Genomic DNA, 14,605 nt, shown 5'->3' on the forward strand with positions numbered 1-14,605 from the left:
GTGTCAACGCGACTCGGTCAGCTTGCCTGGGGACAGCCTTGCCGGTACACCCCATGTCCATGACGCAGAAGCGCCAGAAGGCCCCCGCCCGGGCAGGCCAGGACCGCCAGGCGGCAGAGATCGCCCGGTCCTATGCCCGGCTCTTTCCCGAGGAGGACCGCCGCCCCTGGCTGGGGGCGGTCGCCGTGACCGCGGCGGTCGGTCTGTCGATCGCGGGCGCGGCCTTCGTGATGACCGGCGAGTCGCCCTTGTCCCGCCCCGCGGCGCCCGAAGTTCATGTTGCGCTTGGGCAGGATGGCCAGACGGTCGACGGGGGGCTTCTAGTCGATGGCGGCCCGCCGGACGTGGCGGCCGAGGTGACCGGCGTTCGCATGCCGGATTTTGCCCCGCCTGCCACGCGCCGCGCCGCCGCCCCGGCCGCGCCGTCGCCGCGCGTGACCATGGCGCCCGAAGACCCGCCCGCCCCCCGCATTGCCGTGGCGGTTCATTCCGGCCCGCCGTCGCTTGTCCCGCCGCGCCGCCCCGAGGGGATCGTGCTGGCCATGGCCGAGCCCGCCCCGCTGCGTCCCCGCGCCCGCCCGGCCGAGGCGCTGGTGCGCCACCAGGCGCCGCCGCCCGCCGCGGCGCCCGGCCCGGGGATGGCGACCGAGGACGTGCGGATCGCCACGCTGCGCCCGCGCAACCGCCCCGCCGAACTGGTGGCCCGGGCGCCGTCGGCCCTGGGCTCGCTGGCCGAGGTCCGCATGAACCCGCGTGAGCCGAGCTTTGGCGGCACCGGCTGCTCTGCGCGGCTTGCCGGGGGCATCCCCGACCGGCGCCGGGGCGCGGCCACGGGCAGCGCGCTGGCCGCGCGGATGCAGGGGATGGGTGGCGCCGACCGCGATGCGCTGATCCAGCGCGAACTGATGGCGGGCAACCTGCCCGGCTTCCTGCGCGACCTGACCCCGGTGACGATCCGCGGCCGGTTGCCGAACGGACGGCGGGCCGAGGTGACGATCTGCGTCACGCCCGACTATCTGGCGCTGGGCAGCGATCGCGACTACCTGCGGGTGCCGATGGGCCTGCCCGCGGCGGCACGCATCGCCGACCGGTTCGGGTTCCTGCTGCCGACCACGCCGATGGTCGACGCGATCTATGCCCAGGCGGGGCTGCGGCTGACCCCGCAGCCGATGACGCCGGGCGCCGAGATGACCTCGACACGCTATTTCCTGCAGCATAACCGCACCGTCGAGGGCCAGACCCGCGGCCGTGCCGGCCTGCTGACCGCGGGGCAGAAGAAGGACCTGGTGCTGACCAACCGGCTGTGGCGCACTCCGGGGCGGGTGGCGATCTATGGCTGGCACAAGCCCGACGGCCAGCCGATCCAGCCGCTGTCCACGGTCCATGTCGCGCGCTATGCCGATTACAGCCACGGCGTGCGGCTGGTCAGCCAGACCGCCTTTGCGAACGGGCGGGCGGTGGCGCTGGCCGCACTGCTGGAAAACCCGGCCTATGCGGCGATGCTGACCGGCGAAGGCCCGATCGAGGCGCCCGAACGGCTGATGGCGTCGCTCTACCGCTGAGCCGCGCGCGGCCCTAGCGGACCGTCTTGCAGCAGCGGAATCCCAGGTGATAATTCTCGTGGCTGGCCGGGCTCATCACCCTGTCGCCATGCCAGTAGGGCGCGCGCCAGCGGCACCAGTCCGGATGGGCGCGGTACTTGTCCCAGATGAACCACGACCCCTTCATCTCGGTCACGCCCAGTCTGGTGCTGCCCGCGCTGGCCATCTGGTCGGGGGCCAGCGGCAGGTTCATGTGCTCGGCCGCGTTGCCGTTCAGGTCGTAGACCTTGAGCGGGCTGGTGCAGCCCGGGAAACTGCCCACCGGATAGGTGTTCGACCCGCAATTCCGCCAGCCGCCGCCGGGGCAGGTGGGGCTTTTCTCGCTGTTCTGGGCGCAGACGCCGGTCCGGAAGGCCGGGCCATAGCTCCACCGGGCCGAGCCCTCGTATGCCGCGTTGTGGGCCGCGCGCATCCGGTTCACCGCGCCCGAGGCGGACTGGCCGCGCGCAAGGTCGAAGCGGTAGTCGGGCGGCTCCAGCGCGCCCGCGCAGGCGCCTTCCCATTCATGGGCGTCGCACAGCCGCTTGCCCTCGGCCGCGCAGATCTCGGCGGCGTCGCGCGCCTTGACCCACACCACCGGGTAGGCGCAGGGGATGTTGGGGTATTCGAACTGGTCGATGCAGGCTTTCGCGTCCTCGGGGCGCTGGGTAGCGGGATCGTAGAGCGGCGCCATGAACTTCGCGCCGCAGATCCCCTCGAACCGGCGGTCGGCATAGGCGGCGACGGCATTGCCGCCGGCGCGCGCGTTGCACTGCTCGCGGCTCATCGCGTGGCGGGTGATCGCGGGGTTGCCCTGCCCGACAAAGCCCGAGCGCGCGAAGATCGCCTTGACCCGGTCAAGCTGGGCGCCGCGCACACCGCGGATCTCCGACATCTCCTGGAACAGCCGGGCGTTGCGCTCGGCCAGCGTGTCGGCCGCGGCGGAGGCGGCCAGGGCAAGGCCGGTGGCCAGCAGTGCCAGGATATGTCTCATTCCCTCGTCTCCCTGCGCAGAAGATAGAAGAAGTCGCGGTTGTCGGCCGAGCCGACGAATCGCGGCACCCGGCTGCCGTCGCGGCGGCGCGCGTCGATCTGGGCCATGCCGGCGACCAGGTGGCGTGTGTCGATCCCGCCCCCGGCACCCGCGGTGTAAAGCGCCATGTAGGTGTGCTCCATCGCGTTCATGTCCAGCAGCATCGCATAGTCGCAATCATAGGCCTGGAACACCCGCGCCATGGCGGACGGTGTCGCGGCCGAGAACCAGGCATAGACCAGGATCGGCCCGTTCGGTCCGGGCCGGAGGCAGGCGCCCGCGCGCAGCGTGCGCAACTCCGCCTCGGCCGAACCCGACCAGTTGCCCGGCAGCCACTGGCGCACCAGCGGCCCGGGCACCGAGCGGCCGGTCTCGGGGTCACGCACGACCAGTGCCACGCCGTTCTGCCGGGCAAAGCGGAGCTCGCGCATCGGCGGCGCCGTCGCCTCGTCCCAGGTCGTCATGCCCACCGTGCCGTCGGCCAGCACATGGAACGTGGCAAGCCCCGGGTGCAGCCGGCTGAGCACCGTGCCGTGGACGACAAAGCCGTAATGGTGGCCATGATTCGTGGTCGCCATCTCGCCGAAACGGAAGGCGCCGTGCTCGCGCTTGAACCCGCCGGTGAAGGTGGCCGCGACGCGCGCGGCCTGATCGGGGTTCAGCATGCCGGTCGGCACCAGCGGGTCGGGGCGGGCAAAGCCGTCGGGCCCCGGGATCGACCAGTTCCGCCCCGCGCCCGAGGGCCGGGGCGACCAGTCGAGCCTTGGATGTTCGGTCCCGGTCTCGTAGCCGATCTCGAAATGCGACAGGTCGAAGCCCACCAGATAGACATCGGCCCGCCCCTCGACCGCGTCGAGCGCATTGGCGCCGCTGTCGCCGCGCAGGATCGCCGGGTCGATCATCCGGGGTTGCAGCGCCGAGGCATAGATCCCCGGCGCGCCCTCGACCGCGTACCACGCGCCCATCTCCATCCGCTCGGGGCTGGCGCCGACCAGATCGAAGGTCATCGTCGTGTACATCACCGGGTGATCGGCCAGCCGCGCGCGCCCCAGCGCCGCCGCGGCCCGCCCCGGATCGGCGCCATCCAGCACCGCCCCGCTTTCCAGGTAGCGGTCCTTGTAGAGCGTGCTTTTCACCAGGCCCACCAGGCTTTCCCCGAAGACCATGTTGTCGCGCAGGAATTCGGCGGTGCGTTCCAGGCTGGTGCGGGTGCCCGCGACCGGGTTGCGCAGGAACAGCCGGCCGTCGCAGAGCGGCGCGAAGGGCAGGCCCGTGCCGCGGGCGCGGTCGAGACCGGGCGCATCCCCGGCCCAGGGGCGGCACAGCGTCTGTGCCCCGGTCCCGGTCAGCGACAGCGCGGGGTCGGGGCCTTCGGTCAGCGCGATCGTGACGCGCCGGGGATCGGGGTTCTCGATGTGATAGGTTTCGCGCGCCTGGCCGGGACGGAACAGCTCCAGCAGGAACCAGCCGTTCGCGCCGGGGTTCAGCGAGGTCAGCGCAAGGCGCGTGCCATCCGCGGCGCGTGCCTCCTGCACCGTTCGGAACACCTGAAACTCGACCGGCGAGCGCGTGCGCGTCTCGTGCGCCTGGGCGTTGCGGCGCGCAAGCTCGACCGCGCCGGGGCCGGGCATCGGCTGCGCCGCGGCAAGCGCGGGCAAAAGGGTCAGCAGCAGGCCGCCCGCAAGGCGGGGCCAGTCGTGCAACCGGAAAAGGGACGAGACGGCGTTCATTTCCGCCCGATCCTGCAGACCATACATTTACATGGCGTAACTGCCCACCTTCCCCAAGGCAGGATCATCACCCCCGGATCAAACTAGACAGGCACGCCGCGCCGGGGCAAGCCCGTTCCGGGCTCAGAGCCGGTAATAATCGCGAAACCAGCTTACAAAACGGGCAACGCCTTCGCGAAAGCCTGTTTCGGGGCGATAGCCGGTCAGCCGCTGCAACAGTGTCGCGTCGGCCCAGGTGGCCGGCACGTCGCCGGGTTGCATGTCCATGAAATTGCGGATCGCAGGCCGGCCCAGTTCCGCCTCCAGCGCGTCGATGAAATCGGTCAGCTTCACGCTTTCGGAATTGCCGATGTTGACGATGCGGAACGGGGCGACCGGGCTGAGGCTGTCGCCCTCGGGCACGATGCCGTCCGCAGGGCGCTCGGGCGGGCAGTCCATCAACAGGCGGATTCCGCGCACCAGATCCGTCACATAGGTGAAGTCGCGCCACATCTCGCCATGATTGTAGACGTCGATGGGGTCGCCCTTGGCGATCTTCAGCGCGAACTTGATCGGCGCCATGTCGGGCCGCCCCCAGGGGCCATAGACGGTGAAGAAGCGGAACATCGTGGTGGGGATGGCGTGCAGATGCGCATAGGCATGGCCCATCGCCTCGGTCGCCTTCTTGGTGGCGGCATAGATCGTCAGCGGCGTGTCGGCCTTCTGCGTCTCGGCAAAAGGCATCTCGGTATTGGCGCCGTAGACCGACGAGGTCGAGGCCATCATCAGGTGGCGCACGGCGTGGCGGTGGGCGGCCTGCATCACGTTGAAGGTGCCGACCACGTTCGCATCGATATAGGCGCGCGGGTTCTCAAGGCTGTAGCGCACGCCCGCCTGCGCGGCGAGGTGAACGATGATCTCGGGGGCAAAGCCGTCGATGGCCGCCGCAAGTGCCGCGTCGTCCTCGAGCATCGCCTCGGTGGCGGCATAGCCCGGGCGTTGCAGCAGCCGTTCATGGCGGCGGCGCTTGAGCGTCAGGTCGTAGTACTCGGTGAACCCGTCGAAGCCATGCACCTGATGCCCCTCGGCCAGCAGCAGGTCGGCCAGGTGATAGCCGATGAACCCGGCGGTACCGGTGATGAAGACGCGCATGGAAAACCTTTCGCGGGCCGCCTCGGGTCGGCTGCCCTTATATCCAAGGCCGGTGCCAAAACCATGAAAAACGGCCCGGGCGGAATGGCGTTCCGCACCGGGCCGGATGGTCTGGCCCGAGAGGCCGGGTTTCTGCCGGGGTCAGCCGATCAGGAAATCATCGAGGCTGGCGCCCTTGTTCAGCGCTTCCTCCAGCCATTTCGGCCTGCGTCCGCGGCCGCTCCACGTATCCGACGGGTTTTCCGGATTGCGGAACTTTGCCACGGACTTTGCGCTGCGGCGGGTTTTCTTGCCGACGATTTCATCCAGTGAAAAACCGAATTCCTTTGCCTTCTCTTCCAGAGCCGCGCGGGCCTTGGCCTTTTCTCGGTCCTTGAACGAGGCTATCGCGACGTCGACATCCTTGCGAAGCTGCTTGAGTTCGGCGAGGGAGAGTTTCTCAAGGTCTTTTGCCATTTAGCGTTCCTGCTAGAGTTTATTATTGTTCACCATCATTGATGACCTTCCAGGTTCTTGTGCGCAAGACAAAACGAATTGATACCTGTCATTTTGGACAGGTTTTTTCGCCAGCGCGAGGGCGCGAAGGTCAAACCCAGCCATGAAGCGCGAGGAGTCCACGCTGCGATCGGCCGGAAATTGCCGAAAACATTAACGGCGGCGGCCGGGAAAGACTGCCGTCCGATCCCCGGTCAAAGGCTCTGGTCGTAATCGCCCACCGCCGGTTCGCTGCGGATCACAGAGTCGAGATCGGCAAAGATGGCGCGCAGTTCCGCTTCGCTGTCGGGGCTTTCGCAGACCACCACCAGGTTCGGCGTGTTCGACGACGCGCGCACAAGGCCCCAGGCGCCATTTTTCAGCATCACCCGCGCACCGTTGACGGTGACGATATCGGCAATCGCGCGCCCGCCAAGCGTGCCGCCTTGGCCATGCAGAGTTTGCAGTTTCGCCACCAGGCGGTCGAGCACGGCGTATTTCTCGGTGTCGGCGCAATGGGGCGACATCGTGGGCGACGACCACGTGCGGGGCAGGGCACGGCGCAGATCGGCCAGCGACTTGCCCGGATTGCGGTCCATCAGCTTGCAGATCTCGACCGCGACCCGCATCCCGCAATCATAGCCGCGCCCCACCGGACCGGCGAGGAAGTAGTGCCCCGATTTCTCGAAGCCCGCGAGCGCGCCGGTGGCATGCACGCGGCGCTTCATGTGGCTGTGGCCGGTCTTCCAGTATTCGGTCGTGGCGCCGAGCGCCCGCAATTCCGGGTCGCTGTGGTAAAGCCCGGTGGATTTCACGTCGACGACGAATTTGGCGCCCGGATAGAGGCGGGCGTAATCGCGGGCAAGGATGACCCCCATCTTGTCGGCGAAGATTTCCTCGCCCTCGTTGTCGACAACGCCACAGCGGTCGCCATCCCCGTCGAAGCCCAGCGCCAGGTCCGCGCCGGATTCCTTCACCGCGCGTGCCATGTCATGCAGCATTTCCATGGCTTCGGGGTTCGGATTGTAATTCGGGAACGTGTAATCCAGATCGCAATGCAGCGGCACCACCTCGACGCCGATGCGGTCCAGGATCTCGGGCGCGAAGTCGGAAGCCGTACCATTGCCGGTTGCGCAGACCACCTTCAGCGGGCGGGTCATGCGGAAATCGGTGACGAGGTCGTGGATATAGGCCTCGCGCACGCCGTCTGCGCGAACCCAGCCGCCGCCGGGGCGGGCCTCGCCCTTGCCCTCCAGCACGATGTCGCGCAGTTCGACCATCTCGTCGGGGCCATGGGTCAGGGGCCGCTCGAAGCCCATCTTGACCCCGGTCCAGCCGTTGGGGTTGTGGCTGGCGGTCACCATGGCGACCGCGGGCGCATCCAGGTGGAACTGGCTGAAATAGGCCATCGGCGACAGCGCCGGGCCGATGTCGCGCACGGTGATCCCGGCCTGCACAAGCCCCAGCATCAGCGCCTGCTTGATCGCCAGCGAATAGTCGCGGTAGTCGTTGCCGACCGCGATCTCGGGCCGGATGCCGCGGCGCTGCATCTGGGTGCCAAGCCCCAGCCCCAGCGCGGTCATGCCGGGCAGATTGATCTCCTGCGGATAGCGCCAGCGCGCGTCGTATTCGCGAAAGCCCGTGGGCGCGATCATCGCCTCGCGCAGGAAATCCCAGGTGTTGGGGCGAACCTCGGCAAGGGGTCTGGTCACAAGCGTCTCCTCGGGGTGCATCGGGGCTTTGCGCCCGATCTAGCCGATGTCGGCTTGTCTGCCCAGAGGCGGCAAGGCGACGGCCGGGCCGCGCGTGACATCGCAGCCGCGCAGGAAACCGGCCCGGCCGCAACTGGCGGCCGGGGGCAGGTCGGTCGGGCGGCGGGTCAGGCGGCCTGTGCCTCGTCCACCGGGGCGATCGCTTCGCGGGCAAAGCGGGCCGGCATGCCGAGCACGGCATAGCGCCGGCCGTCCTCGTCGTTGCGGTAGCTCTCGCCCATCTGCCGCACGTCATAGCCAAGCTGGCGCAGCGCCCGCATCAGCGCCAGCGAAGACAGGCAGATCATCTGCGTCGCGCCCCGTTTCCGCACGATGCCCACCAGCCCGTCGACGATCAGCCGCAGGCACTCGCCCCGATCCGCGGCGGTGGCCAGCGCGTCGTCGATCACCAGCCGGGTACATTCCCAGACGCGGGGACTGGCGATGTCCTCGGGCATGATCCGGGGCGGGATGTGGGGCAGCTTGCCCTGAAAGGCATCGCGCAGCATGTAGGTATGCGGCCCCCAGGTCGAGGTGGTCGGCATCGTTCGCGCGCCCCCCACGACGCGGCCGTCCTTCAGCACCACCGAGTAATGCGCCTGTGGCGTGTCGTACTGGTCCATCTCGACCTGTCCGTCATGCGGTACGTCCCAGCCCAACTGGTCGACGAAGACGCGTTTGCGCAGTTCGAGGAAATCGTAGAAAGCGCTGCCGTGCCGGTGAAGGTCGGCGAAGGTGAAGGCGAGGTTCTGCATGGGTTGGATCCTTCTGTGCTTGCCCGGGGTCAATCTGGGCGAAGCTGAAGGGGTTAACCAACCCTTAAGTTGTATTTAGCATGTGGCACACACGCTTAGGCAAGTATCTGTTGCAAAAGGAGTTTATCTATCAACCTCAGGTTGTTGTTCGGGCTAGAATTGCACGCATAAAGTGCTTTCGACGTGGCTAGATGACGCCCCGGCTGCGCGCGATCGAGGCGGCCTGCGACGGGGTCTGCGCGCCGAGCTTGCGCTTGGCATTCGCCAACCGCGCCTTGACCGCGCTCATCGAGATGTCGAGTTCGGCCGAGATCTGTTTCAGTCGCAACCCGTTGGCTTGCAGCCGCAGCGCCTCGGTCTCGGCGCGGGTCAGCTTGCGCGGTGGCGCCCCGGCCTTGTGCAACTGGGTCACGATTGCCAGCAATTCGTGCATCTCCACCGCCGAGAAGGGCCGGTCGGAGCGGACGAAATTGCCGTAGCTGCGTCGCCCTTGGTCGTCGGGGAACAGCACGCTTGTCACCGCGCCGTGGCGCAGCCCGTGGCGCCGCGCCTCTTTCAGGACGCCCCGCGGATCCTCGACACCGATCCTGTCCCAGGTGGTCGTCCCGGTATGGGCATAGGCCCATTTCATCACCGGGTCATGCACCACCAGCCCATGCGCGGTGTAATGCTGCACCCAGGCCTCGGGCAGGCGGTTCAGTTCTTCGGCGGGATAAGAGAAACCGACACGCAAAGCCACATAACAGCCCGCAGGGGCGAGTTCGGTCAGGCGGTCGGAAAATCTCTTGATCAGGCTCATGAGAATGGGCTTCACGTCCCGTTGTTTGAATTCAACCACGAAAGGTGTAGGGGATAGTCCTAACAGGTGGCATCAGGGAACGCCACTCAACTTTTGCGCGAGGAGACGTGAGGAGGGATGAACCGGGTAAGCAAGCTCGCGGAACTTCTTTCCGCATTGGACAGCCTAAGTGACACAGGCTTTGCACTCGCAATACACATCCGTTTCACACGCCCTCTGCTTCTGTATCAAAGCTATTCCAGTGAGTGGAGCGAAATCTACTCCGAGAAGGGGCTCATGCTGACCGATCCGGTGGTACGCTGGGGGCTCGAGCGGACGGGCGTGCTGTCATGGGACGATCCCGGCCTCGACGATCCCGCCGGGGTTGTGCCGCTTGCGCGGCAGTACGGGCTGAGAAACGGCATCACGATTTCCACGGGTCCGGTGACATCGCGCACGATCTCGGGCCATACGCGGTCCAGCGGGCCGTTCCAGCCGGACGAGATTAGCCGGCTGAAATGCCTTGTCGAGACGGTGCATGAGGTGACCGAGGGTCTGGATGCGCTCGACTGCCCCGAGATGGAGGCGTTGCGCGCGCTCGATTTCTCGCGCGACCGGCTTTCGTCCGGCTGACCGGCCCGGGCATCGCGCCGCCGTCATCCGCCTGTCATTGCCGGCACGCTACGCTGCGCGTGCAAAGCGCCCCATCGGGGGCTATGCTGCGCCCGCGCGCCAGAACAGGGCGGCCATCGTGGAGGGAACGCGCATGGACAGGACCGGCAAAGCGTCGATGGGGCAGGGCGGAGATCTGGCGATGACGCGCGGTTTTCCGCCCGTCGCGGCCGATCCGTTCGGTGTGGCGCGCAGCGCCTGGCGGGTCGCCGAGATCGCGCTGGCCCATGGCGCGGCGATCGCCGATGACCAGGGCAGCCGCTGGCAGGCCGGTCTCACGCAGGCCGCGACCGTCCTGCGCGTGGCGCGGACCAGCGGGCGGCACGCCACCCCGGCCGACTGGGCCGGGCATTGGCGCGACTACCTGCGCGATTCGGCCGAGCGTGCGGTACTGCTGGCCGATATCCTGCGCGACCGCTCGGATGCGGTTCTTGCCGCCGAGGGCGAGGATGCGCCGCCCGCCCTGGGCCATCCCCACGAACCTGTCATGGATGCCGGGGCGCTGCCCCGGCCGGGCAACGCCCATCTGGTGCGCTTGGTGCCCGCCAAGGCGCCCGATCCCGCGGCGCGGCCTGTGCTGCTGATCGGCGCGCGGGCGGGGCAGGGCGCGGGGCTTGATGCTGCGGTGGCGGTGGCGCTTGCCGCCGGTCTGCCGGTCTATGCGGTTGTTTTCGCCCGCGTGCCGGTGCCCGGCCAGACCGTCGCCGACATCATCGACGCCTGCGCCGCCTTCGCCGCCGAGGTCGCCCGGCGCCACCCGGACGCGCCGCCGCCGCTGGTCGCCGGGCAGGGGCCGGGCGGCTGGGCGCCGCTGGTTTTGGCCGCTGCCCATCCCGGTTGCGCGGGCGCGGTGCTGCTGGACGGCGTGCCGGTCGCACCGGGCCGCACTGCGCTCGCGCTGGCGGGCGGGGCGCTGCCTGCGCTGTTGTCCGACCTGGGCGGCGGGCTTTTCGACGGCGCGACGCCTGCCCTGGCCGCCGCGCTGGCCGATCCAGCGGGCGCGCTGGTCCGCCCCAATGCCACGCTGTTTGCCGAGGCCGACCGCACCGGGCCCCGCGCCGTCGAGGCCGCGCGCCGGGCCGGGGGGCTGCCGCTTCTGACGGCGGACGAGGCGCGCTGGACCGCGGCGGCGCTGCCGCCCGGCGACTTGCTGGCGCGCAACGCCGCCGCGCTGGCACCCGGCCGGCCGCTCGACCTGCGCGCGGTTGCCGTACCGGTGGTGCTGATGGCCCGCCCGGACGACCCCGCCGCCGCCCCGGCCGAGGCGCTGGGCTGGCTGCGCCAGAGCTATGCCGATGCCGCCGCCATCCGCGCCGCGGGCCAGCGCATCGTCCTGCTGTGCGATCCCGCCGCCGGGCCGGGCCTGCTGATGGCCGGGACCATCGCGGGCGCCCCCGCGCTGCGCGCGATCGAGGCGCTGCCGCCTGGGCTCTACGCACTCTGTGTCGACAAGGTCGAGGGGTGGGGGGCCGCCCGCCGGGCCGAGCTGTCGCTTGCCCCCTGCGACCTGGACGACCTTGCCGGGGGGGCGGGCCATCCAGCGGACGCCCGGACCTTTGCCGCCGCCGCGCGCGCCACGCGGATGCAGGCCGACAGCTACGAGGCGCTGGCCCGGCCGCTGCTTTGCGCCGCCATCGCCCCGCCGCTGGCCGAGGCGTCGCGCGCCCTGCATCCGGTGCGGCTGTGGGCCGCCGCGCTGTCCTCGCGCAACCCGGCGCTTGGCCCGGTCGCGGCGGCCGCGGCCCGGGTGCGGGACACCCGCCAGCCCGCCGCCCCGGACAATCCCTTCACCTGGATGGAGCGGATGGGCGTGGACCTGACCTGCCAATGGCTCGACCTGACCCGCGCGGTGCAGTCTGCCGCGGTCGAGACCGGATTCCACGCGGTCTGGGGCAATCCCTGGATGCGCGCCTTCGCCCCGCCCGCCGCTGCCGCTGCGCCAAGGCCCGCGCCAGACGCCGCCCCGCCCCGCCGCGCCCGGCGCAAGCCCGCCCAACCCACGGAGACCGCCGCCGAATGAGGATCGAGGAAAACCGCACCTTTGCCGAGATCGCCCCCGGCGACAGCGCCGAGATCGTCCGCGTCTGCACCGAGGACGATTTCTATGTCTTCGCCACCGCCTCGGGGAACCACAACCCGCTGCACCTGGCGCGCCATGACGGCGACGGCGACGGAGCGGCCGAGGTGGTGGCCCCCGCGATGTGGGTGGCCTCGCTGATCTCGGCGGTGATCGGCAACATCCTGCCCGGCGCGGGCACGCTTTACCGTGCGCAATCGCTGCGCTTCGAGGCCCGCGCCCATGCCGGCGACGAACTGGTCGCGCGGGTCACGGTCACCGAAAAGCGCCCCCCCGACGGCATCGTGATGGCGACCGAGGTGACGCGGAAATCCGACGGCGCCACGATCCTGACCGGCGAGGCCGAGGTGCAGGCGCCGCCCCGCAAGCTGACCTTCGAGGATCTGGATATCCCCGGCCTGCTGATCGAGCGCCACCGCCATTTCGATGCGCTGATCGACCGCGCCGAACCGCTGCCGCCGCTGCCGACCGCCGTGATCGCCCCCGAAGAGCCCAGGTCGCTGGGCGGCGCGCTGCTGGGGGCGCGGCACACGATCATCGCGCCGATCCTGATCGGCGACCCGGCCCGGATCGCGGCCGCCGCGCGCGAACTGGGCGCCTCGCTGGACGGGATCGAGATCGTCGAGGCCGCCGACCACGACCGCGCCGCCAACATCGCCGTCGACCTTGTCGCGCAGGGCCGGGCGGCGGCGCTGATGAAGGGACATCTGCACACCGACGTGATGCTCAAGGCCGCGCTCCGCAAGGAAAAGGGCCTGCGCACAGGGCGCCGCTTTACCCATGTCTTCGTGATGGACGTGCCCGGCGTGGCCCATCCGCTGCTGGTCACGGATGCCGCGATCAACATCGCGCCCGACCTGCGCACCAAGATGGACATCGTGCAGAATGCCATCGACCTGGCGCGGTCCATCGGGATCGAGGTTCCTAAGGTGGGCGTGCTGTCCGCCGTCGAGACCGTGAACCCCGATATTCCCTCGTCGCTCGACGCGGCGCTCCTGTCCAAGATGGCCGAGCGCGGGCAGATCACCGGGGGCATTGTCGACGGGCCGCTGGCGATGGACAACGCGGTCGACATCTCGGCCGCGCGTACCAAGGGGATCACCAGCCAGGTGGCGGGCCGGGCCGAGGTGCTGGTGGTGCCGAACATCGACGCGGGCAACATGCTGGCAAAGCAACTGGCCTATATCAGCCATGCCGAGGGGGCGGGCGTGGTGATGGGCGCGCTGGTGCCGATCATCCTGAATTCGCGGTCGGACGACGACAAGGCACGGCTGGCCTCGTGCGCGGTCGCGGCACTGCACAATGCGCGGCTGACCGGGCTTCTGCCGGTCGTCAGCCGGGCGGCGGAGTAGGCGCCGATGCCCCATGCTCTGACGCTGAACGCGGGATCGTCCTCGCTGAAATTCGGCCTGTTCGAACTGGGCGACGGACGCGGCGAGCCCGCGCCCCGCATCCTGGGCGAGATCGACCGCATCGGGTCCGAGCCGCACATGCGCGCCACCCGCCAGGACGGCACGCTGCTGTCGGACGCGCCGCTGCCCGGCGAGGACGCGGCCGATCACGCCGGCGCGCTGGCCCGGGCGCTGGAACTGATCGCCCGCGACCGGCCGCATGCGCAGATCGTCGCGGTCGGGCATCGCGTCGTGCATGGCGGGCCGGATCATGCCGCGCCGGTGGTTCTCGGCCCCGCGATGCTGGACCGTCTGGCCGCGCTCGAACCGCTGGCGCCGCTGCATCAGCCGCACAACCTGGCGGGCGTACGCGCGGCCTTCGGGGCGTTTCCCGGGGCGGTGCAGGTGGCCTGCTTCGACACCGCCTTTCACCGCCATCACCCCTGGGTGAACGACACGTTCGGCCTGCCGCGCGCCTATTACGACAAGGGCGTGCGCCGCTATGGCTTTCACGGGCTCAGCTACGATTACATCGCCGGGCGGCTGGCCGAGATCGCGCCGCACCTGCATGCCGGCCGGGTGATCGTCGCGCATCTGGGCAACGGCGCGTCCATGTGCGGGATGATCGGCGGGCGGTCGATTGCGTCCTCGATGGGGTTCTCGGCGCTCGACGGGTTGCCGATGGGCACGCGCTGCGGCCAGCTTGATCCCGGTGTGGTGCTGTATCTGATGCAGCACGAGGGGATGACGGCCGACGAGATCTCGGACCTGCTCTATCGCCGATCGGGGCTGTTCGGGCTGTCGGGCCTGTCGAACGACATGCGCCGGCTGGAACAGGCCGGCACCGATGCCGCGCGCGAGGCGATCGCCTATTTCGTGTTTCGCATCCGGCGCGAACTGGGCGGGCTTGCCGCGGCGCTGGGCGGGCTTGACGCGCTGGTGTTCTGTGGCGGTATCGGCGAACATTCGGTCCCGATCCGGCGGCAGGTCTGCGAGGGCATGGGATGGATCGGGTTGGAACTCGACGAGGCCCGCAACACGCGGGGCGAGACGGTGATCAGCACCGACCTGTCCCGCGTCCGGGTGCTGGTGATCCCGACGGACGAGGAAATCGTGATCGCGCGGGCGGCCCGCGACATGCTGGCCGCCCGCCGCGCCGCCGGGTAGGGCGCCCCGCCCGCGTCTTGATGCGGATCAACGCAGGCCCGCCCCCCGGCGCCTAGGCTTCCCCGA

12 protein-coding genes are annotated in these 14,605 nt (G+C 69.6%); 5 read left to right on the forward strand and 7 right to left on the reverse strand.

What is annotated here, in order from left to right; genetic code table 11:
* Positions 1-53 precede the first annotated feature (53 nt).
* Entirely contained in the window at positions 54-1,562 is a 1,509-nt protein-coding gene (locus EV655_RS05820) for a hypothetical protein (RefSeq protein ID WP_132542801.1), read from the forward strand.
* Positions 1,563-1,575: 13 nt separating this feature from the next.
* Here the strand turns inward: EV655_RS05820 and EV655_RS05825 are convergent, their stop codons facing one another.
* From EV655_RS05825 to EV655_RS05855, 7 genes are all read right to left on the reverse strand, one after another.
* Positions 1,576-2,574, reverse strand: coding sequence for an SUMF1/EgtB/PvdO family nonheme iron enzyme (locus tag EV655_RS05825; protein WP_132542803.1), 999 nt, complete (start codon positions 2,572-2,574; stop codon positions 1,576-1,578).
* A complete protein-coding gene (locus tag EV655_RS05830) occupies positions 2,571-4,370 on the reverse strand; it encodes a hypothetical protein (protein ID WP_132542805.1) in 1,800 nt (599 codons plus the stop codon). The genes EV655_RS05825 and EV655_RS05830 overlap by 4 nt, the downstream gene beginning before the upstream one ends.
* Positions 4,371-4,466: 96 nt before the next feature.
* A complete protein-coding gene (locus EV655_RS05835; RefSeq protein WP_132542807.1) occupies positions 4,467-5,474 on the reverse strand; it encodes an NAD-dependent epimerase/dehydratase family protein in 1,008 nt (335 codons plus the stop codon).
* A 141-nt stretch (positions 5,475-5,615) separates the two neighbouring features.
* A complete protein-coding gene (locus EV655_RS05840) occupies positions 5,616-5,930 on the reverse strand; it encodes an H-NS histone family protein (RefSeq protein WP_132542809.1) in 315 nt (104 codons plus the stop codon).
* A 233-nt stretch (positions 5,931-6,163) separates the two neighbouring features.
* Positions 6,164-7,660, reverse strand: coding sequence for a phosphomannomutase/phosphoglucomutase (locus tag EV655_RS05845; RefSeq protein ID WP_132542811.1), 1,497 nt, complete (start codon positions 7,658-7,660; stop codon positions 6,164-6,166).
* Between the two features lie 167 nt (positions 7,661-7,827).
* A complete protein-coding gene (locus EV655_RS05850; RefSeq protein WP_132542813.1) occupies positions 7,828-8,454 on the reverse strand; it encodes an acyl-homoserine-lactone synthase in 627 nt (208 codons plus the stop codon).
* A gap of 187 nt (positions 8,455-8,641) precedes the next feature.
* Positions 8,642-9,253, reverse strand: a complete 612-nt coding sequence (locus tag EV655_RS05855; protein ID WP_132542815.1) for a helix-turn-helix transcriptional regulator — start codon at positions 9,251-9,253, stop codon at positions 8,642-8,644.
* A 117-nt stretch (positions 9,254-9,370) separates the two neighbouring features.
* On the opposite strand from EV655_RS05855, the gene EV655_RS05860 reads away from it, so the two are divergent.
* From EV655_RS05860 to EV655_RS05875, 4 genes are all read left to right on the forward strand, one after another.
* Positions 9,371-9,865, forward strand: coding sequence for an autoinducer binding domain-containing protein (locus tag EV655_RS05860; protein ID WP_132542817.1), 495 nt, complete (start codon positions 9,371-9,373; stop codon positions 9,863-9,865).
* Positions 9,866-9,998: 133 nt separating this feature from the next.
* On the forward strand, positions 9,999-11,924 hold the full coding sequence (locus EV655_RS05865; protein WP_165905285.1) for a DUF3141 domain-containing protein: 1,926 nt from the start codon (positions 9,999-10,001) through the stop codon (positions 11,922-11,924).
* The gene (locus EV655_RS05870; protein WP_132542821.1) at positions 11,921-13,333 is read left to right on the forward strand and encodes a bifunctional enoyl-CoA hydratase/phosphate acetyltransferase; all 1,413 of its coding nucleotides are present in this window, start codon (positions 11,921-11,923) and stop codon (positions 13,331-13,333) included. The genes EV655_RS05865 and EV655_RS05870 overlap by 4 nt, the downstream gene beginning before the upstream one ends.
* A gap of 6 nt (positions 13,334-13,339) precedes the next feature.
* Positions 13,340-14,539 (forward strand): acetate/propionate family kinase, encoded by a 1,200-nt coding sequence (locus EV655_RS05875; protein WP_132542823.1) that lies wholly within the window; start codon positions 13,340-13,342, stop codon positions 14,537-14,539.
* Positions 14,540-14,605: the final 66 nt, after the last annotated feature.

This window comes from Rhodovulum euryhalinum (assembly GCF_004342445.1).
Classification (GTDB): Bacteria; Pseudomonadota; Alphaproteobacteria; order Rhodobacterales; family Rhodobacteraceae; genus Rhodovulum; species Rhodovulum euryhalinum.

Coding starts and splice junctions, on each gene's coding strand:
- EV655_RS05820 (WP_132542801.1), top strand. CDS start 54: ATGTCCATGACGCAGAAGCGCCAGAAGGCCCCCGCCCGGGCAGGCCAG.
- EV655_RS05825 (WP_132542803.1), bottom strand. CDS start 2,574: ATGAGACATATCCTGGCACTGCTGGCCACCGGCCTTGCCCTGGCCGCC.
- EV655_RS05830 (WP_132542805.1), bottom strand. CDS start 4,370: ATGTATGGTCTGCAGGATCGGGCGGAAATGAACGCCGTCTCGTCCCTT.
- EV655_RS05835 (WP_132542807.1), bottom strand. CDS start 5,474: ATGCGCGTCTTCATCACCGGTACCGCCGGGTTCATCGGCTATCACCTG.
- EV655_RS05840 (WP_132542809.1), bottom strand. CDS start 5,930: ATGGCAAAAGACCTTGAGAAACTCTCCCTCGCCGAACTCAAGCAGCTT.
- EV655_RS05850 (WP_132542813.1), bottom strand. CDS start 8,454: ATGCAGAACCTCGCCTTCACCTTCGCCGACCTTCACCGGCACGGCAGC.
- EV655_RS05855 (WP_132542815.1), bottom strand. CDS start 9,253: ATGAGCCTGATCAAGAGATTTTCCGACCGCCTGACCGAACTCGCCCCT.
- EV655_RS05860 (WP_132542817.1), top strand. CDS start 9,371: ATGAACCGGGTAAGCAAGCTCGCGGAACTTCTTTCCGCATTGGACAGC.
- EV655_RS05865 (WP_165905285.1), top strand. CDS start 9,999: ATGGACAGGACCGGCAAAGCGTCGATGGGGCAGGGCGGAGATCTGGCG.
- EV655_RS05870 (WP_132542821.1), top strand. CDS start 11,921: ATGAGGATCGAGGAAAACCGCACCTTTGCCGAGATCGCCCCCGGCGAC.
- EV655_RS05875 (WP_132542823.1), top strand. CDS start 13,340: ATGCCCCATGCTCTGACGCTGAACGCGGGATCGTCCTCGCTGAAATTC.